At 53.6% G+C, this 20124-nt stretch carries 19 protein-coding genes and 1 riboswitch; all 19 genes read right to left on the bottom strand.

The features are described from left to right. Window positions 1-30: 30 nt before the first annotated feature. A riboswitch (cobalamin riboswitch) is annotated at window positions 31-229 on the bottom strand. A 256-nt stretch (window positions 230-485) separates the two neighbouring features. The 19 genes from BJQ97_RS06520 to BJQ97_RS06425 all read right to left on the bottom strand — a co-directional run bounded on the left by BJQ97_RS06520 (window position 486) and on the right by BJQ97_RS06425 (window position 19998). Continuing rightward, window positions 486-1100, bottom strand: coding sequence for a PH domain-containing protein (locus BJQ97_RS06520; RefSeq protein WP_160155961.1), 615 nt, complete (start codon window positions 1098-1100; stop codon window positions 486-488). Window positions 1101-1592: 492 nt separating this feature from the next. Further along, the gene (locus BJQ97_RS06515) at window positions 1593-2510 is read right to left on the bottom strand and encodes a DUF7916 family protein (RefSeq protein WP_160155960.1); all 918 of its coding nucleotides are present in this window, start codon (window positions 2508-2510) and stop codon (window positions 1593-1595) included. Between the two features lie 40 nt (window positions 2511-2550). Next, complete coding sequence (nagE, locus tag BJQ97_RS06510; protein ID WP_160157555.1) at window positions 2551-3915, bottom strand: N-acetylglucosamine-specific PTS transporter subunit IIBC; 1365 nt, start codon at window positions 3913-3915, stop codon at window positions 2551-2553. Then, on the bottom strand, window positions 3915-4646 hold the full coding sequence (locus tag BJQ97_RS06505) for a GntR family transcriptional regulator (protein ID WP_160155959.1): 732 nt from the start codon (window positions 4644-4646) through the stop codon (window positions 3915-3917). The genes nagE and BJQ97_RS06505 overlap by 1 nt, the downstream gene beginning before the upstream one ends. Next, the gene (gene nagB, locus BJQ97_RS06500; RefSeq protein WP_160155958.1) at window positions 4643-5404 is read right to left on the bottom strand and encodes a glucosamine-6-phosphate deaminase; all 762 of its coding nucleotides are present in this window, start codon (window positions 5402-5404) and stop codon (window positions 4643-4645) included. The genes BJQ97_RS06505 and nagB overlap by 4 nt, the downstream gene beginning before the upstream one ends. Further along, entirely contained in the window at window positions 5376-6596 is a 1221-nt protein-coding gene (gene nagA / locus BJQ97_RS06495; protein WP_160155957.1) for an N-acetylglucosamine-6-phosphate deacetylase, read from the bottom strand. Before nagA ends, nagB begins: the two co-directional genes overlap by 29 nt. A gap of 140 nt (window positions 6597-6736) precedes the next feature. Continuing rightward, window positions 6737-8530, bottom strand: a complete 1794-nt coding sequence (locus BJQ97_RS06490) for an ATP-binding protein (RefSeq protein WP_160155956.1) — start codon at window positions 8528-8530, stop codon at window positions 6737-6739. After that, window positions 8530-9273, bottom strand: a complete 744-nt coding sequence (locus BJQ97_RS06485) for a response regulator transcription factor (RefSeq protein ID WP_483867025.1) — start codon at window positions 9271-9273, stop codon at window positions 8530-8532. Before BJQ97_RS06485 ends, BJQ97_RS06490 begins: the two co-directional genes overlap by 1 nt. 78 nt (window positions 9274-9351) lie before the next feature. Beyond that, window positions 9352-10539 carry a c-type cytochrome biogenesis protein CcsB gene (ccsB, locus tag BJQ97_RS06480; RefSeq protein ID WP_160155954.1) on the bottom strand — a complete coding sequence of 396 codons (1188 nt, stop codon included), beginning with the start codon at window positions 10537-10539 and terminating at the stop codon, window positions 9352-9354. Further along, window positions 10526-12184: a cytochrome c biogenesis protein ResB gene (gene resB / locus BJQ97_RS06475; protein WP_160155953.1), complete on the bottom strand. Its 1659-nt coding sequence runs from the start codon at window positions 12182-12184 to the stop codon at window positions 10526-10528. The genes ccsB and resB overlap by 14 nt, the downstream gene beginning before the upstream one ends. A gap of 13 nt (window positions 12185-12197) precedes the next feature. After that, window positions 12198-12722 (bottom strand): thiol-disulfide oxidoreductase ResA, encoded by a 525-nt coding sequence (gene resA / locus BJQ97_RS06470; RefSeq protein ID WP_044730958.1) that lies wholly within the window; start codon window positions 12720-12722, stop codon window positions 12198-12200. 142 nt (window positions 12723-12864) lie between these two features. After that, complete coding sequence (locus BJQ97_RS06465; RefSeq protein ID WP_160155952.1) at window positions 12865-13596, bottom strand: pseudouridine synthase; 732 nt, start codon at window positions 13594-13596, stop codon at window positions 12865-12867. A 137-nt stretch (window positions 13597-13733) separates the two neighbouring features. Further along, on the bottom strand, window positions 13734-14267 hold the full coding sequence (locus tag BJQ97_RS06460) for a spore maturation protein (protein ID WP_011231766.1): 534 nt from the start codon (window positions 14265-14267) through the stop codon (window positions 13734-13736). Continuing rightward, entirely contained in the window at window positions 14267-14863 is a 597-nt protein-coding gene (locus BJQ97_RS06455) for a nucleoside recognition domain-containing protein (protein ID WP_160155951.1), read from the bottom strand. Before BJQ97_RS06455 ends, BJQ97_RS06460 begins: the two co-directional genes overlap by 1 nt. Further along, the gene (locus tag BJQ97_RS06450) at window positions 14856-16004 is read right to left on the bottom strand and encodes a D-alanyl-D-alanine carboxypeptidase family protein (protein WP_160155950.1); all 1149 of its coding nucleotides are present in this window, start codon (window positions 16002-16004) and stop codon (window positions 14856-14858) included. Before BJQ97_RS06450 ends, BJQ97_RS06455 begins: the two co-directional genes overlap by 8 nt. A gap of 330 nt (window positions 16005-16334) precedes the next feature. Further along, a complete protein-coding gene (locus BJQ97_RS06445) occupies window positions 16335-17648 on the bottom strand; it encodes a superoxide dismutase (protein ID WP_160155949.1) in 1314 nt (437 codons plus the stop codon). 333 nt (window positions 17649-17981) lie between these two features. After that, a complete protein-coding gene (locus tag BJQ97_RS06435; protein WP_160155947.1) occupies window positions 17982-18383 on the bottom strand; it encodes a hypothetical protein in 402 nt (133 codons plus the stop codon). An 18-nt stretch (window positions 18384-18401) separates the two neighbouring features. Beyond that, window positions 18402-19058: an SMC-Scp complex subunit ScpB gene (gene scpB, locus BJQ97_RS06430; protein ID WP_160155946.1), complete on the bottom strand. Its 657-nt coding sequence runs from the start codon at window positions 19056-19058 to the stop codon at window positions 18402-18404. Between the two features lie 184 nt (window positions 19059-19242). Further along, window positions 19243-19998, bottom strand: coding sequence for a segregation/condensation protein A (locus BJQ97_RS06425; RefSeq protein ID WP_160155945.1), 756 nt, complete (start codon window positions 19996-19998; stop codon window positions 19243-19245). Window positions 19999-20124 lie beyond the last annotated feature (126 nt).

Below are 20124 nucleotides of genomic sequence, written 5' to 3'. Positions count from 1 at the left end.
CGTTTCCGCGTCTCACCCCCCGAAGAGTCGGAAACTGCTGCAAGCAAGGCAGGTCTACTGGCTCATGCTTCCTCCTACTCTGAAGCCTTCCCGTACGGAAAACAGCGCAAGCCATCTGTCCGTACAGTGGCGATTTCATTTCGTCCGCATTGACAGTTGCGGGGACAGCTCCGGATTCCCACCGGATTCCCTATTAAGCCTTCACGGCACCTTGCTGCGAGTTGATGAATTTGTCGGATATGGACATTTTTATAATAATGCAGCGTTTAGCATTTGACAACTATGAATTTACAGCAGGCTGAAACGGTGATCATGACTTGTTGGTGTTTATCTATCACGCTCTCCTCCTACATATGCGGAATGATCCTAGCCCTCTCCTGCAGACAAAAAGCAGCTGCCCCATCTATACTGCCATCTTGAAAAAAAATAAGGAAAGATACCTCGCCTCTGGCACGGCGTCTTTCCCCGATACAACCTTCATCTCGTCACTGTTGAATATATTTGTCAAACACAAAGCCGAAATCTTTCACTGTATAGTTCTTTTTCGCTTCGGTCAGCCATCGAAATGCATATTCGTTCACCGCTTGAAAATCGGCCGCAATGTTGGCGCCGTCGCCGCGCATGTTGGCAAACACCTTGGCCGCCAATTCCAGACTCCGCTCGGCATAGTCGAACTTCATTTCATTTTCATGGCAAATCTCAGCGATCGCCAGCAGCGATTTATACAAATCTTTCAGTTCTTCAATATGCTTTTTATGCACATCGATCGAGTAGGAGTGCGGCCCAATTTTAAATTTGATTTCCGCGTCCAGGTCGACCGTCCCCGCTGTTTCGAGCGACACGTCGGAAATCGGATGCTTATAGAAATCGTAACGGCGCAGCGTCCGTTTTTTGCTCGTCGCGCTTGTGCCGTCCAAATGGATGAGCGCGCGGTTGGTGAAGCAATACTCATCCGATTTCGATTTGATCAGAAAATAGATTTTCTCCCCATCCTCGTGCATCACATAATCATCGGCATCCACTTTGTCATAGTCTTTCGGTTGAATGACCGTGCCGATGTCGCTCAATCCGAGCACATCAGCGGCGACTTTTCCAAACATGCTCATTTCTCCTCTCCGGTGTCCCAATTTTTATTGGCGCCCACCATGCAGCGAACAAGCACAACGCGTTTTGCCTTGACAAGGCGCCGTAATCTCATACCTTTCATCTATGTAATACGTCGAGATCGGAAAAACGTTTCATCGCCGCCAAAAATCAAAGGCCCAACGCCTTTTATGCCGGCGTCAGGCCATGCAGGAGTCTACAATTCTCCACTTAGCCGGGAGTCTTTGTTGGTGAGCCGCAAAAAGATCAAATAAATAGAGACGGCGGTACAAGGCAAATGTTTCCCACATCCGCAAACTTATTTTTCCATCATCTTGGCTCCCATCCTATCCTCTGCCGACAAAAAAACGGGGCTGACCCAAAAGCTTCATTCTTCTCAAACGAAACACAACATATTGCGCATGATTCATTGTTTCGTGTCGATATATGGTGATGAGCAAGGGTGTCCCGATCCTTTTGGGACACCCCTCGACTGATCATATTCCACTTTATCTCAACGGCGATCTTGCCATGCGAATATACGTATGGCGTCTGCCGCGAATGGCGATCGAATACGCCATAATATTCTCTGGAACAGCGATGCCATGATAGCCAGCGTCGCCGATATGATGGAGATCCGCCCCTGTCATTTTGCTTGCAAGCGCGATTTGACGAATCGTACTCTCGTCAGCTCCTTCTTGGCTTGTACCGATCGTCAGCATCACAAGCGCCCCATGTTCATGGGCCACCCGAACAAGCTGCTCCGTTTTGTCCAACGTCACTCCCGGCACCGTTCCCGGGGCAGGCATTAAAACGATGTCGGCGCCAGCGCGAATAAACCGCACCACGATTTCTTCCGATATAATATTGCCCCCTGTTTCGTTGGCAACACCTGCTGCATGCATTTTTCCAGCAATAATTAGAGCGTCTTCGCCTAAAACGGACCGCGCCGTTTCAAGGGCTGTCACGATTTCGTCATTCGTCACACCCGTTTTCGGATTTCCCGTTAAGCAGACAAAATCAAAACCGAGACGCTTTGCTTCCTGCAACGATTCTTCCGTCGCCATTCTTCCGCTTGGAAGAGAGGCAAAATGCTCGATCCGCTTCGCATTCGGGTCAACAGGCTCCAAATTGACGCCGATTGGACGTCCCGTCAACTGCTTGAGACGTTCAACGATTTGATCGGGTTCATTCACATCCAAACTGTTTACAACCGGCCGAAACACATCGAACCTATTCAACAACAGCAAGTCCGCCCCAAACGCCGCCGCCAGTTCAGCGTTTGTGACCGCTGGGTAAAGCGGCGCAAATTCCCCGATGACTTCCGCGACCATCACTCTGCCTTCTGACGCCTGAATCGATTGTTTTAACTGTTTTCCTGTCATCCGGCGAAAATCGGAAGCAGCGCAGTCCAACAGCCTTTTCACGAGATCACTTTCCCCCTTGCATTCTCATGCATTTGGCTTATCATTTTCGCATGGCGTTGGCTAAAAATTCGACATCGGTGCCAATCACCACTTGCAAATCCGTTTGGTTGAGGCGAAGCACACCTTTCGCTCCCAAACGTTTCAATTCTGCTTCATTGACTTTTGCCATGTCTTTTACTTTTAGGCGCAAGCGTGTGACACAATTGTCAATTTGCGCGAGATTATCTTTTCCTCCCAACGCCTCGATATATTTGGCGGCAAGGTCCTCGTATTTGACGCCCGACTGCGCCGCACCGCTGTCGGTAAACTCGCCCTCCACCTCATCTTCACGGCCTGGCGTTTTCAAATCGAGCTTTGTAATAAGGAAATAGAAGACGACGAAATAGACGACAGCATATACAAGAGCTTGAATAATCAACAAATACGGTTTTTTCGCAATGCCGTAGTTTAAGAAAAAGTCAATCGCTCCCGCCGAGAACGTAAACCCGTGGTGGATGTCAAGCATCGTCGCCACAGCGAGCGACAAGCCGGTCAACACAGCATGGACGACATACAAGAGCGGCGATAAAAACATAAACAAAAATTCAATTGGTTCCGTAATCCCAGTTAAAAATGACGTCAAGGCCACGCCGAAGAGCGCTCCGGCGACCGCTTTGCGCCGCTCTTTTTTCGCCGCGGCGATCATCGCCAGTGCTGCCGCAGGCAGGCCAAACATCATTACCGGGAAGAAGCCGGCCATAAAAATGCCCGCATCCGGGTCGCCGGCGAAAAAGCGGCTCAAATCGCCGGTTTTGCCGTTATATTCGCCAAAGACAAACCAGACAAAACTATTTAACACATGATGCAGCCCGACCGGAATCAACAGCCGGTTGAGGAACCCGAAAATTCCGACACCAAGCGCTCCTGCCCCAACGATCCAATGACCGACCGCGTTGATGCCGTCTTGAATCGGCGGCCAAACATAGCCGAAAACCAAAGCGAGCACAAGCATCACAAACGAGGTCACGATCGGCACAAACCGCCGTCCGCCGAAAAAGCCGAGCCAATCCGGCAGCTTGATATCATGGTAACGATTGTACAAAAGCCCAGCGACAACCCCGGAGATGATGCCGCCTAACACGGACATATTAATGTCCTTATCAATGGCAGCCGCCCCTTTTGTCAAGACAAAGTAGCCGATCGCGCCGGCTAGAGCGGCGGCGCCGTTGCCGTCTTTGGCAAATCCGACAGCAACCCCGATTGCAAAAATCAGAGCTAAATTGGAAAACACGGCATCGCCTGCGGCGGCGATAAACGGAATATTCAATAAATCAGGCTGACCGAGCCGAAGCAACAATCCTGCCGCCGGCAAAACGGCAATCGGCAGCATTAATGCTTTTCCAAGCCGCTGTAAAAAGCCTAACATCATGATCCTCCCCTTTTCATCTCAATCATAAATTTGTACCGGTCGCCGCGGTACACCGATTTGACGACTTCAAGCGGCCGACCGTCGACAAGGTGCGTGCGGCGCTCAAGCAGCAACACCGGAGCCCCTTCTTTCATCTTCAGATGCTCCGCCTCCATCTTGCGGGCGACAGATGCTTCCAATGTTTGAACAGCAGAACCGATGATCATCCCTTTTTCTTTTTCGATAAATTCATAAACAGAACCGCTTACAACATCACGCGTTAGTCCCGGAACAAGACAGACGGGAATATAGAGCGTCTCGAGCGCCATCGGCGCCCCGTCGGCCAACCGGAGGCGGCGAACTTCGTAAAGGTCATCGCCTTCCGTGACGCCAAGCCCTTGAGCGAGCTTCTCGGAAGCCGGAACCGTCTCAAAGCTGAGGACGATCGTGCCGGGCTCCATGCCGCGCGCCCGCATATCTTCGGAAAAACTTGTCAGCCCTTTCAGCGACTGCTCGATTTTTTGAGCGGCGACAAACGTCCCTTTCCCGCGCCGGCGGATGAGATAGCCATCGTTCGCTAAATTGTTGACCGCCTGCCGAACCGTCATCCGGCTGATGTCATACATTTCCGCCAATTCGCGCTCAGATGGGATCATCTCGCCCGGCTGCCACTCCCCTTTTTCGATCTTTTCTTTCATATATTGCTCGAGCTGATAGTAAATCGGAATCGGCGACTGTTTATCGATCATGGCGCATCCACCCGCCGCTTTTCCTTTGGGATGAGCGAGAGCGCCTCTCGGTCGGCGATGATCGTTACATCCGGATGAAGGTGAAGCGCTGAAGCCGGCAAGTCCGGTGTGACAACGCCTTCGAGAAGCCGGGCAATGGCCTCCGCTTTTTCCTCCCCTGACGCCAACAGCACGATGCGGCGGCTGCGCAAAATGGTAGCAATCCCCATCGTAATGGCATAGCGCGGCACGTCATCAAACGACGGGAAAAATCGGGCGTTCGCTTCCCGTGTCAGCTCGGTCAGCTCGACGACGTGGGTGGCTGTCGAAAACGGCGTCCCAGGCTCGTTGAACCCGATATGGCCGTTGCGGCCGATGCCTAAGAGCTGCAAATCGATGCCTCCCAATTCATCGATGAGCCGCTCATAGCGGCTGCATTCTTCATCAAGATCAGCGGCCAACCCGTCCGGCACATGCGTCTGATGAAGCGGGATGTCCAATTGAGCAAACAAATGCTGATTCATATAATAGCGATAGCTGTTCGGATGATCCGGGCCAAGGCCTACGTATTCATCCAAATTGACTGTGCGCACTCGTCGGTAGGACGTCCCGTTTTGACGGTGATCGGTGACAAGCTCATGGTACGTGCCAAGCACCGTCGAGCCGGTCGCCAAGCCGAGAACGGCGTTCGGCTTTTCCTTGACTTGTTTGATGATCATCCTTGCCGCCTGACGGCTCATCTCTGCGTAGTCAGCAGCTTCCAAAAGTTTTAAAGGCATCGCTCTTCCCCCTTTCATCCAGCTTGCTGTAGGCAAGCACGCCGCGGCAAAACGTCATCATGACTTCATATCGTTCATTCAACACGACGACATCGGCGTCTTTGCTAGGCCGCAAGCTTCCTTTCCGATCAAGGATGCCAAGCTGTTTCGCCGGATTCCAGCTCGCCATATGGATCACCTCTTCAAGCTTGCAGCCAGTATAATCGAGCACACGGCGGATGGCCTCGCCAAGCTTGAGCACGCTTCCCGCCAGCGTGCCGTCGGCAAGCCGCGCCTCTTGGCCTCGAACCGCCACCTCTTGGCCGCCAAGATCATATCGCCCATCGCCAAGGCATTTTGCCCGCATGGCATCGGTGATTAAGATGAGCCCATCGCTTCCTTTATTCCGGTAAGCGAAGCGAACCATGGGCGGCGCAACGTGCAGCCCATCGACAATCAACTCGCACATGACTTCGTCAAACATCAGCACAGCGCCGGCGACACCTGGTTCGCGGTGATGGATGCCGCGCATCCCGTTAAACAGGTGGGTTGCGTGCGTCACCCCAGCCTCGACCGCCGCTTTTACTTCGTCGTAAACGGCATCGGAATGGCCGATCGAAGCGATCACCCCCGTCTGTTTCAAGTAGGCGGCAAGCTCCAGCCCCCCGTTTCGCTCCGGAGCAAGCGTGACAAGGCGGATATGGCCATCCGCCGCCTTTTGCCACCGTTGAAACAACGAAACATCCGGGTCAAGGAGGTAGCGCGGGTGCTGCGCCCCGGCGCGCTTCGGCGACAAAAACGGCCCTTCCAGATGAACGCCGAGCACTTCGGCCGCCCCTGGCCTGTTCGCCTCAGCCATATAGCGAGCGACGTTGCGAAGCGCGGCTTCGATTTGTTCACTCGGCGCCGTCATCGTCGTCGCTAGGAAACTTGTCGTGCCTTCCGCCGGCAACGATTTCGCCATCTTATCAAGCGCCTCCGGGGTCGCGTCCATGACATCCGCCCCCGCGGCTCCATGAATATGGACGTCAATGAATCCTGACACGACGGCAAACTGCGGGGAAAGCTCGATCACTTCCGCCCTTTCATCAGTCGGGCATGACGACATCGGGCCGATCGCGGCCACTTTTTCTCCTTCGATCAGCACATATCCTTGTTCAATGCGTCCTGTTTCTGCATACACCGCGGCATTTTTCAATATCCACCGTTTCATCGCGATTTCCCACCTTCTGTTTCTATCATAACATTATATATTCTAGTTGTCTATACCACTAGAAACAAGTGTTGACCGCCAACTGGTTCCAGCACGAAAGAAGCGGGGAAGCTGCAGCTTCCCCGCTCTTCCAAACAGCGCTATGCTCCTTTCGGCTCACGGGACGGCAAATAAAACGAAAACGTCGTTCCTTCATTCGGTTTGCTGTGGACGGTAATGAACCCTTTATGCGCTTCGACGATGTTTTTGGCGATGGCAAGGCCCAACCCGGTGCCGGAACGGCCGCGCGTGCGCGCTTTGTCGGCCTTGTAAAACCGCTCGAACACAAACGGCAAATCTTCTTCCGGGATGCCGGAGCCCGAGTCTTGGACATGGATCGTCACGCCGTCGCCGCTTCGTTCGGCAATCAGACGGACCGTGCCGCCCGATTCCGTGTGGCGGATGGCGTTGTCGATCAAGTTCGTCAGCACTTGTTCGATCCGATCCGGATCGCAGGTGATGTCGATATCTTCGTCGCGAAACTCGGCTGTCAGCTCAATCTGCTTTTCTTTCGCCAGCCCGTAAAACTTGCGGATCACCCGCTCGATGTAAGGAACGAGCTTGACTTGTTCGTACGCGAGCTCGATATGGCCGGCTTCCATGCGTGCGAGATCCAACAAATCGTTGACTAGGCGGCCCATGCGCAGCGACTCGTCATAAATCACTTTCGCCATCTCTTTCTTCTCTTCTTCGCTCGCCGCGATATCGTCGATGATCGCCTCGCTGTAGCCTTGAAGCATGGCGATCGGCGTGCGCAATTCGTGCGAAACGTTAGCGATAAAATCTTTGCGCAACTTGTCAAGCCGCCGCTCTTCGGTCATGTCGCGCAAAACAGCCACCGCGCCGCGCACCATCGTTTTGCCGTACAACGGCGTCATTAAAATGACCCACGTCCGCCCCTGCAGCGTCACTTCGGCCGATTGCTCCTTCTCCTCGCGAACGACGCAGGTGAACAGTTCTTTCACTTGCGGGGGCAGCGGAGCCATGGCCTCGACATCGTTCCCTTGCTCAAAATACCATGCCTGCAAAAACCGCTCGGCCGGTGGGTTCGTAACCAAAATTTCCCCATCGCGGTTAAACGTAATGACACCATCGGCCATGCTGCTTAAAATGCTGGCGAGCTGTTCTTTTTCCTGGTTTAAGGCGTTGATGTTAAACTGCAGACGCCGCCCCATTTGGTTGAACGCCATGGCCAGCCCGCCGATTTCGTCATTCGTTAAAATCGGCACTTTCATGTCAAAATGACCGCGCGCCATTTCAAACGCGGCTTGCCGCATTTTTCGAAGCGGGGCGGTGATGCGCGTCGACAAGAAAAAGGCAAAAAACGTCGTCATGACAATGGCGATAAACGCGGCGAGAAAAATCAATTCTTTCGTCCGCTCCGTCGCGTCGGCGATCGCTTCGAGCGATTGATAAATAAACACCGCACCGCGGCTGCCATCCGGCATCGACATCGGAACGCCGACGATGATGACGTCATAAGGCGGCTTCCCGCGCTGCTGCCATTCCGATGCGTAAAGCCGCTTTTTCACCGTCTTTCGATCCGTCAGCACACGGCTTAAATCGCGATCATGCCGAATGAGTGACAGCGGCATATTGTCTAGATCCTCACCCTCCGGGGAATACCAATAGTGCGACTCATCGGCGACGATGACCGCTTTCGTGCGATTGTCCATAAGCGTCCAGGCGATCGAACGGGCGAGTTGCTCGTCGCGGTAGTCGTGCATCACCTCGGCCACTTTTGTCGCCAGGCGGGTCAGGTCGTTTTCCGCTTCCTGCACATAATAATCTTCCAAAAATTTAATAAGCAAAATGCTTAAAATAAACAGCACGCACGAAACGAGCAGCAAAATCGTAAACCATAGTTTGCCGACAACGCTTCGAAACAGCCACATCAGTCGTTCACTGCCTCAAACTTGTAGCCGACGCCCCAGACGGTGACGATCATTTTTCCCGCCTGCGGCGACGCTTTATTCAACTTTTCGCGCAGCCGTTTAATGTGGGTGTCGACCGTGCGCAAGTCGCCGAAAAACTCGTAATGCCATACTTCCTTCAACAACTGTTCGCGGTCGAACACTTTGTCGGGCGAGCGAGCCAAAAAGAGAAGCAACTCATATTCTTTCGGGGTTAAGCTGACTTCCTTGCCGTCGACCGTCACCCGGTGGGCATCGTTGTCAATCGTCAAATGCGGAAACACAAGCACGTCTTTCGCCGTCGTCTCCACCGGCGCGTAGGCGGCGTTCGCCGCGCGGCGCAGCAACGCTTTCACCCGCAGCACGACTTCGCGCGGGCTGAACGGCTTGACAATGTAATCATCGGTCCCCACTTCAAACCCCTGCACCCGGTTGGATTCTTCGCCTTTTGCCGTCAACATGATGATCGGCGTCGTTTTTTGCTCGCGAATTTCTTTGCATACGTCAATGCCGTCCTTGCCCGGCAGCATCAAATCAAGCAAAATGACGTCATAATCGTTCGCTAGCGCTTTTTCGAGCGCCTCATTGCCGTCGCCCGCTTCGTCGATCACATAGTTTTCCCGCTCCAAATACATTTTCAAAAGCCGCCGGATGCGCTCTTCATCGTCAACCACTAAAATACGGATGGTTTTTTCTTGTTTTTCCAATGCTTTGCACCCTCCCATCATCAATGGAGACACTCCCTATTTTCTAGTTTACCGAAAAACCGGATGCTCGCCAATAGAGCATCCGGTTGTTTTCCATTATGTTCCGGCGTACGAGTGCAGCCCCGCGATGACGAGGTTGACCGCCACTAAGTTAAACATAATAATGGCAAAGCCGATGACGGCGAGCCATGCCGACTTTTCACCATGCCAGCCTTTTGACAAACGAAGGTGCAAAAAGGCAGCGTAAAACAGCCAAGTGATAAGCGCCCATACTTCTTTCGGGTCCCAGCCCCAAAAGCGCGTCCAGGCGATTTGCGCCCAAATCATCGCGAAAATGAGCGCCCCGAGCGTAAATACTGGAAAGCCGATCGCCACCGCCCGATAGCTGATCTCATCGGTCAAATCCAGGTTAACGTTCTTCACGAGCGGCTGCAGCGCCGCTGCGATGCGCTTCCGCAATCCGAGCCGGAGCAGAATGTATGACACCGTACCAGCCATGAGCGACCAAAGAACTGTGTTCAGCTTTTTCGCGTTGATCATAGCCGGCATTTCAACAAGCGGCTCCATGCGGCCGGCGCTTTCTTTGGCAAGCTCGCCCTTGTGCGGCCCAACGAGCGCCGGCATGTCGTAAATGACCTCAGCCGTCTGCTTGTTTTTGTCAACCCACGTGAACTTCGCTTCATACCCAGAAAGGCCGAACGCTGTCGAAACGATGACAAAGCCGAGCGTCGTAATTAAGCAAAACATGACCACTTCAAGCCAAAACGTCCGTTTCGACGGCTTCGATTGATCGACGACGCGGATCAAATAAATGAGCCCAGCGACAAAGCTGATGGCCAAAATCGCTTCACCAGCCGCCGCCGTCGTGACGTGAATGTGCAGCCAGTCGCTTTGCAAAGCGGGGATGAGCGGCGAAATTTCGCGCGGAAACATGCTCGCGTAGGCAATCACAAGCAACGCAACCGGCAGCGCAAACAAGCCGAGCACACTCAGCCGGTAAATGAAATAAATAATAATGAAAGCAGCAACGAGCATCATGCCGAAAAAGGTCGTAAACTCGAACAAGTTGCTCACCGGCGCGTGCCCGGCGGCGATCCAGCGCGTCACAAAATAGCCGACTTGGGCGAGAAAGCCGATGATCGTCACCGCGATGCCAAGCTGCGACCACCGATCCTTCTCTTGCCGTTCTTTTCGCTTGTCGCGAATGGCGCCGCCAAAAAAGAACGTGCCGATTAAATATAGAACGAACGCGATATATAGCAACGTGCTGCTAAGCTGTACCATGCGCTTGTCCTCCTTGTCCGGCTTTTTTGGCGTTTTCGAGCTGATCAGCCGGCATCATGACGCCGGTGCCGTCAAGCAAACGGCGCAGCTCGTTTTTCAAGCCGAACCAGTTTTTATTCGTGTGAGCGGCGATCCATAGCTCGCCGTTTACCCGCTGCACCCAAATGCGGCGGTGGTTCCAATACATCCCTTGGATGAGCCCAATCATGAAAATCGCACCGCCTAGCCCTAAAATCCAAAGCGTAAAGTCGCGGCGGACGGTCAACCCCGAAACATTGCGGGTTTGAAGCCCCGCGAACGCCATTTTGTATTTGTTGTCGCCAAACGGTTCGATCGTCTGCCGGATGGCGACAAAGCTCACTTCCCCTTTTGGACGGTCCGGCGCGTACATTTTGAACACGAACGCCGGATTGTTCGGCACGCGCGACTTCGTTGACGGATTGCCGTCTTCATCAAACTCAAAATCAGGAAAATAGCTTAATAGCTCAACACGATACCCATGTCCGAGATTGTACGACTCTTTCGGATCATACAAGTCGACCGTCACCGTGCCGAACGTTTTCCCCGACTGCTTGTCCGCCAATTGAAATGACATCGCTTTCGGCTCATTCAAGCGGAAATCGACTTGGTAGAGCGCATAATGGTCAAACTCCAGCGGCTCGTTGACGCGAATCGGATACTCCTTCACTTTTTCAAGCTTCGGCTTGGCGCCGGGGATCACAGGACCGACGCGCTTATACAACACGACGTTTGTTTGATAGTTTTTGGCGATCATCCCGTTGCCGACGCGGTCGATGGCAGCGTTGAATACTTCATTGTCCTTGCCTTTCTCATATGTTTCAAAAATAAATTTTTCGCTCTTTAAAAAGTAGCGGCCGTTCGTCCCAGGAATTTCTTTTGTCTCCCCTTCCGGGATCCACATCACCCGATCGATGTACATGCCGGGAACGGAACGAAGCATCGCCCCGATCAAGAAAATGATAAGGCCGATATGATTGACGTACGGCCCCCAGCGGGAAAACCGCCCTTTTTCAGCGAGCAAATTCCCCTCTTCCTCGCGGACATGGTAGCGCCGCCCAGCCAGCCGTTCTTTCAACACAGACATCGTCTTGTCGAGATCGCTCACATGCGAGACGCCAAACAGCCGCTGCCGCTCTAAAAAGCGCGGATGGCGCTTCACCCCTTGCCGCTTCAAGGCGCGGTAAAGCGGAACGACCCGGTCCAAGCTGCAAATGACAAGCGAAACGCCGATTAAGGCGATGAGCAAAATGTACCACCATGAGCCGTACAAGTTGTTAAAACCGAGCTCATAATACAGCTTCCCTGCCCAGCCGTACTGCTGCTTGTAATACTCCGATGGATCAACGTTCGGCGGAATATACATTTGCTGTGGGAAAATCGTGCCGATCGCCGAAGCGATGAGCGTAATGACGATGAGCGCCACCCCGACTTTGACCGACGAGAAAAACGCCCAAATTTGGTCGATCATCGTTTTTTTGTACATTTGCGATCGGCGCGCGCTTCCTTCGTAGCGCATGTCCAAAATCGGTTTTTCTCCCAAATCGGCAAGCGGCTTGCCGCACGACTCACAAAATGCCGTGCCGTGCGGATTGACATGGCCGCATTCGCATTTGACGTGTTCCATGGCGCAAAACTCCTTACGGTTTGATGCTTTCTAGATGCCGTTCGATGTCTTCTTTCGTCATCGTTCCGGTAATGATTTGTTTTACTTCGCCGTTTTTGTCAATCAAAAACGTTGTCGGCAGCGGTCCGACGTTGTAGGCGTTCAATACTTGATCTTGACGGTCAATCACAATCGGAAATGTCAGGCCGAACCGTTCCGCGAATTTTTCAACGCTCAACTTCGGTTCACCGACATTGACAGCCAAAATTTCAACCCCTTGTTTTTTGTAAATCGGATACAGCTCGTTCATATACGGCATCTCCCGCTCGCACGGCTTGCACCACGTTCCCCAAAAGTTCAAAAAAACGCCTTTGCCGCGATAGTCTGAAAGACGATGTTCATGCCCTTTCAAATCGGTCAGCACAAAATCAGGCGCCGTCGAACCAACAGCGACAGCCGTTTTCTCCGTGAAAAAATTCGTGTAAATCGTATAGCCGACCGCCGCGAGCAACACGAGCAAAATCGCTGTCCTCATCACGAAGCGCTGTTGTTTTTTCATCGTTCAAACCCCTTTACGTTTCTCCTCCCCCACAGTCAACGCTGCAGAGGAGGCAAGCGGTTCACAATCTCCCATTTTCCATTATAGCAAAGTCCCTCGCTCGTTTATGCGCAAGGATATGAACGTTATGTGACAATCTTCGTCATTTTCTTCCCCCGGATTGGGCAAGGACGCGCAACAGCTTCACCTCATGCGGCGTCAGCTCGCGGTATTCGCCGGGGCGCAGCCCTTTCAAATCGAGAAACGCGTACCGCTCCCGCTTCAGCTTCAACACTTGGCAGCCGATCGCCTCAAACATGCGGCGCACTTGCCGGTTTCGTCCTTCATGGATACGGATTTCCACAATGGCTGTCCCCTTCTTCCGGTCGGCGGAGAGCAGCTTCACTTTGGCAGGCGCCGTCATGCCATCTTCCAACTGCACTCCTTGTTCGAGCCGTTTCAGCTGCTCGTGCGTGGGAATGCCTTTCACTTTGGCAATGTACACTTTTTCAATTTCATACCGCGGGTGCATAAGCAGGTTGGCAAAGTCGCCGTCATTCGTCAACAAAAGCAGTCCAGACGTATCGTAGTCAAGCCGCCCGATCGGATAAATGCGTTTGTCCACATCTTTGAAAAAATCGGTCACCACTTTGCGGCCTCTGTCATCATTGACGCTGGAAATCACCCCGCGCGGCTTGTACAGCAAATAATACACTGGCTCTTCGCGCTCGACCGGGATGCCGTCGACTTCGACATCATCGCGCGGCCCGACTTTGACGCCAAGCTCCTTAACGACGCGGCCGTTCACTTTCACCCGCCCTTGCAAAATGAGTTCTTCCGCCTTGCGCCTTGACGCGATGCCGGCGCGGGCGATCACTTTTTGCAACCGTTCCATTCTCTCTCACCTCTCTCATCATCTTACCCTTTCCGTCGGACAGATACAAGCAGGGTGCTTTTCTATTTTGATCATTCCTCTCTGGGGCCAACCAAAAAGCCCGCCCATTGGGCGGGAAAACCAAAACAGAGGCGCCGCTAGCGTCCGAATACAAACAAAACGATGAAAACAGAAACAATAAAGCTGAGAATGTCGGCCAAAATGCCGACTTTTAACGCATCACCCATTTTTTTGACGCCGACGGCGCCAAAATAGACGGTGAGCACGTAAAGCGTCGTCTCCGTACTGCCTTGGATCGTAGAAGCAAGGCGCCCGATGAACGAATCCGGGCCGTAAGTAGCAATCAAATCGGTCGTCATGCCGAGCGCCGCCGTGCCGGAAAGCGTGCGGAGAGCCGCAAGCGGAACGACTTCGGCCGGCAGTCCAATGGCATCAGCCAGCGGTTTGATCACTTCCATCATGGCATCAAGCGCCCCTGAGGCTCGGAAAATGGCGACCGACACCAACATGCCGACCAAATACGGGATGAGCGAAAACGCGATCTCGATCCCTTCCTTGCCGCCTTCCACAAACGCTTCGTACGTCGGCACTTTCTTTGCTGTACCGTAAAGCAAAATAAAAGCAATGAGCGCAGGGATCAGCCAAACAGAAAGAAGTTGGACGATGGCCATTATGGCTTCCTGCCTTTCCGCATCCGTTTCCAATAATAGTACCGGTCAATCAATACCGCTCCGATCGTCGAAATCGTCGAGGCGACGATCGTCGTCCCAATGATCTCGCCAGGCGCCGCTGAACCGTACGTCATGCGGATCGAGATGACGGTCGCCGGAATGAGCGTAATGCTTGATGTGTTAATGGCCAAAAATGTCACCATCGACCGGCTCGCTTCGTCGCGGCCGCCGTTGAGCTTTTTTAGCTGCTCCATCGCCTTTATGCCTATCGGCGTCGCCGCATTGCCAAGGCCGAACATGTTGGCGACCATATTCGAGACGATATAGCCGAGCGCGGGATGGCCGGGCGGCACCTCTGGAAACAAGCGGCGCACGAGCGGCATAAACAGACGCGCTGCTCTGTCAAGCAAGCCGGCGCGTTCCGCGATCGCCATCAGCCCGAGCCAAAACACTAAAATACTAACCATGCCGATGCTGATCGTCACCGCTTCTTTGGCGCTTTCAAACACCGCTTTGTTCACTTCGTCCATCGTGCCGTTGGCCGCCGCAAAGACGATGCCAATGACCGCCATCATCACCCAAATGAGGTTAACCATCGCTTCTCACACCTAAAAAGCGAAATGCTTGCCATAAAAACCCTCGGCCGCTTCCTTCCTTTCCCGGTTCATACAGCAGCGGCACCGAATCAACCGCCTTTTGATGCAAATAAAGCACGGCCTTTCCGACCTCTGTCGGCGCCCGATCTGGGTATTTTTCCCATCCTTTGCGCGGCTTCAGCAAATACACTTTCACCCGCAGCCCGCTCTCCTCTTTATCGGTCACCGGATATCGCAAATCGCGGACCGCTTGCAACCGCCCTCGGTAAAACGGATCAGAAATTTTGTCGATCACCCGCTCGCTGCTCACTTTGGCAATGTGATAATGAGAAAATCCATATTCGTACATAGCGATATGGTCATTCCAATCGTCCGGTGCATCCAACGTCACAGCGATCAAATCGATGCCGCCTTTGGACGCCGTCGTCACGAGCGTGCGATGGGCCCGTTTCGTATAGCCGGTTTTGCCGCCGGTGCAATATTCGTAAAGACTTGTCAACAACCTGTTTTTATTTCGCCACACACGCGAGCCGTCTTCGCCGGGCGGAGAGGGGGCGCGGTACACCTTCGTCCCCGAGATGCGCCGAAATTCTTTGTTTTTCATCGCATATTGCATGAGCAGCGCCATATCGTACGCGGTCGAGTAGTGGTTTTCCGCGTCATCCAACCCGTGCGGATTGGCAAACTCGGTATCACGCATCCCGATTTCAGCCGCTTTTTGGTTCATTAAAAAAACAAATCCTTCGACGCTGCCGCCGACATGTTCAGCGATGGCCACCGCCGCATCGTTGCCAGAACGAAGCATCAGTCCATATACCAAATCGCGCAATTTGATTTTCTCCCCTTGGCGCAAGTAAATTGACGACCCTTCGGTCCGGACAGCGCGGGCGCTGACCGTCACCGTGTCGTCCATCTTCCCCGATTCAATCGCCAAAATGGCGGTCATAATTTTCGTAATGCTGGCGATGCGCCGTTTTGTATAGGCATCCTTGGCAAACAAAACCCGACCGGAATGCTGCTCTATCAAAATCGCGCTTTTTGCGCTCACCCCATCCATAGCGCGCATCCGCTCTGGAACAAATGCCATAATCCCCGCAGCGAGTGCAAGAATGAGCATAATGAGCCGCTTCTGCTTATTCATCTCCTATCGGCGAGGATCCCTCTCGTTCAACGAGCCGGAAGGAATCGCCTGTTCCTCCTTTCCGATTAGGCTGAACGGGCCGCGGCGGAAACAGGCTGAACCCCAAAGCCGCGTTTTGTAAAAGTGTATGCGTCGATGGGACAAATATGATGAAAAAATGCCGCTGCAAGGCGAGACAGCCCTGAACGATCCGCTCCAGCGCTTGCCTTGGGGGCATTGATGTTTCCCTGCAAAGAGAAAGCCGCTCCCCGAAAAAAACGGACAGGTGTCTTGATTGATCGGCAACGCCTGCTCTCGAAAAAAAAACGGGCGGGGGTTTCCCCCGCCCGTTTAAAACGGCTGCCAACGAAGCTTCCGCGCCTCGTGAAAGCGCTCTTCAACGTTGCGCCAATTGACGACGTTCCACCAATGTTCGATGTACGCCGCCCGGTCATTTTTGTATTGCAAATAGTAGGCATGCTCCCACACATCAAGCACAAGAAGCGGGATCACATCCCATTGCGCCATGAGCTGGTGTTTTTCCGCCTGCAAAATTTCGAGCCGGTGCGCTCGCGGCGCCCAAACGAGCAGCGCCCAGCCGACCCCTTCGGCGCTTTTCGCCGCTTCGGTGAAATGACGGCGAAAGGCGGCAAAGCTGCCAAAATCCCGCTCGATTTGCGCCCGCAGCTCCCCGCGCGGCTCGCCGCCGCCCTCCGGATGCATGTTGTACCAAAAGATTGTGTGCAAATAATGGCCGGAGCCGTGGAACGCCGCTTCCCGCTCCCAATGTTTCAACAGATCAAAATGGTTCGTCCGGCGCGCCTCGGCCATCATCCGCTCCGCCTTGTTGAGGCCGTCGACATAGCTTTGATGGTGCTTCCTATGGTGGAGGCGCATGATTTCTTCGGAAATATGCGGCTCGAGCGCATCATAACGGTACGGCAGCGGCGGCAAGACATGACGGCCAGGCGCTGCTTGTTGGCGCGGCTCGCCGCCGTCGTCCGCATCCACCCAGCGTCGTTTTCCATCGGCCGCGTTGTCCGCTTGGCCCGGCTCGCCGTCCGCTATATCAGGCGGTGAGTCGGAGAGCACTTCCATAAAAGCCAGCTCTTTTTCGCCTTCAACCCTCTCTGCCGTCCCGCTCGTGTCAAGCCATCCGTCTTCTTTCTCTTTAATTTCAATCACCAGTTCAGGCGACACTGATTCCCCTTCGACTTGTTCTTTCGTCGCCTCTTCTTCCCGCTCGGCAGCTGACCAATCAGCCAGGCGGACGGCCCGAGTGTATACGTCATCGACAAGACGCTGGAGCTCGTAAATCGCTTCTTCGGTCCATTCATCGCCGTGCCCATCGATGTACGCCAACAAAGACGAAAGCCCAATATCCTCAGTCATCCTGCGCGCAGACAGCGCCTGTTCAACTTGTCTTCCCCACGCAGCCGCTTCCATGACATACTGGCGAAGCGCACCGACATACACGTCATCGGCAAGGCGCTGAAGCTTGCGGACGTCCTCTTCCGTCCACTCGCCGTCATGCTCGGCAATAAACTCGAGCATCGACGAAGCGCCATCCGTGCTTGCCCCACGCAAAGCGAGCGTCTCCTTGACTTGATTTCCCCATTCGTTCACCTTAGCCGCATATTGGGCGAACAACTCCTGATCGTCCATTTGGTAAAAACCTCCTCCTGTTTTGTTCGCCATATCGTATGCTGTCATGGGGAAATCGTTCTTGTCCCCATCCCCCCCAATTCCCGGCCGCTCAGGAGTTCATCTTGGGAAAAGACAGCAAGGAAGAACAGAACCGTCGTGATGCTTCCCTGCGACGAGTCTGCAAATGAGCCATAGATAAACCGCTCAAAAAAATCGGGCTGACCCAAAACATATCTTTGGGTCAGCCCCCTTTTCTGAAAAAGACAGGCCTGCTTTGGCAAACTGCCGGTTGCACCAAACGGTTTCCTGATCCAGACGCACAGAAAACGCGGCGCCAACCGCATTTTCTCGTTACGCCGACCATTCAGGCAAGTGGCACTCGCCGGTTTCCGCCCATTCGCTGACGAGCGCCTGCAGCGTTTTGGCGTCTACCTCTGCAAAATAACGGCGCAATTCCTCTTCATCGTGAATATAGACGCGCTTTCGCTTCCGATACGCCGGATTTTTCCATAAACAGACAAGAGCAATGATGTCGCGCAAATGAATATCACACCCGTTGGCCGTAAACAGTGGATCGCTTTCATACGGCAGCCCATCAAACAGCGCCGCCTCAAAATGGCGCAAATACAACACAGACAGCGTCCGCTCTTCGCCCCCGTCGCGGTACGTGACTTCCGAGCGGTTGAAATAGTCTTCAAACGTGTTCGATTGCGACTTTTGCAACTCTTCACCATACAGGCGGCAAACGTTCATGAACGCTCTCCTTCCCGATCAACCATTTTCCTTTAGTTTACCATATTCGGGTTGCCTGTCGCTCAAATTTTCCGCTAATTTTTCGAAAAATAAATCCGCTTCCCGCTCGGATTCGCCATCGTCCGCCCATTCCGGCAGCGGCGGCAGCTCCTCGAGCGTTTTCAGCCCGAAATAATCGAGAAATTCCGGGGTTGTCCCGTACAAAATCGGCCGCCCGGTTCCTTCGGCTCGTCCAACCTCTTGAATGAGCGCCCGCGCCATCAGCGTCTGCAATGGCTTGTCGCTTTTTACGCCGCGAATTTCCTCAATCTCCGCGCGCGTAATCGGCTGGCGGTATGCGATAATGGCGAGCGTCTCAAGCGCCGCCTGCGACAGCGGCGACGCCCCCGGCGCCTCGACCAACTTTTTCAAGTACGGAGCGTGCTCTTTTTTCGTCGCCAGCAAAAACACGCCGGCCAGCTCCATCAGTTGAATGCCGCGTTCTTCGCGGCGGTAGTCCTCCTGCAGTTCAGCGATCACCGCCTTTGCTTCCAGCTCGCTGACTTCCAACACAGAAGCGATTTGCGAAAGCGACAGTCCTTCGTCACCAGCGGCAAACAACAACGCTTCGACAATCGCCTTCGCCGGCTTGAGCGCGCCGGCGCCGCCCGTTTTTTCCGTTTCGTTTTGTTCCATCGTCCTTCTGCCGCGCCAAACTCGTTGGCGCCCCTCCTCCTTTCCGCCTGTCTCCATCGTTTTCCAGCGTCCGTTCCACTGTCGTCCTTGGCCTACCCCTCCGCCTCATCACGGCATGGGCCAAACGGACAACAAAAGGAAAGCGGTCCGCCGCAGCGAACCGCCGCGGCCAAACCGCACCATCTCAACCGGCTGGTTTCACCGCAAGAAACAAATCGCTGAAATTCCGTTCTTGCTCAACGATGATTTCGTCTTGCTTCATCAACTCTAAAATGGCCAAAAACGTCACGACGATATACGAACGATCGTAGGACGGAAACAGCTCGTAAAAGTTTTTCCGTCCGTTTGCCTGCTTTAGTTCATGCAAAATTTCTGCCATGCGCCGTTCGACGGAAATATCTTGGCGGGCGATTTTCGCTCGCATCGGTTTTTGCAGTTTTTTGCGGCGCAACAGCTTCGACAAGGCGCCAAGCATATCGTATACGTTCACATTCAGCGGCGCCGCCTTTTTCTCATCCGCGTATGCGCTTAAGTCGCTCGGCGGCTTTGTAAACAAAAGCGCCCGCTCCTCTTCGCGCCGCTTCAACTCGCGCGCCGCCTCTTTAAACTTTTTATATTCAAGCAGCCGCTGCGTCAGCTCCTCGCGCGGGTCCCCGTCACCGCCCCACTCGATGTCGTCGTCGACAGCTTCCTCATTGGTGGGCGGCAACAGCATTTTGCTTTTGATCGCAAGCAAGGTGGCCGCCATCACTAAATATTCGCTGGCGATATCCAACTCAAGCTCCTGCATGGCGTGAATGTACGCCATATACTGCTCCGTAATTTGCGCGACCGGAATATCGTAAATATCAATTTCATAACGGTTGATCAAATGCAAAAGCAGATCAAGCGGCCCTTCAAACGCTTCGATTTTGACGTTGTACGGCAATTGCACATCCATCCCACCATTTTTTCCAGAACCACCGCCCGGGAGACTCGTCTCGAGCTACAGTACATTTATTGTATCATAACGAAGTGAACGGAAAACAGTCTCTTTTTTGCGACGCAGGCCGCCGAAGTCGTATAA

The organism is Geobacillus sp. TFV-3, from assembly GCF_009901865.1.
GTDB lineage: Bacteria > Bacillota > Bacilli > Bacillales > Anoxybacillaceae > Geobacillus > Geobacillus thermoleovorans_A.
Note: the sequence above shows the minus strand (reverse complement) of the source record. Positions and strands in the feature narration are given on the sequence as shown.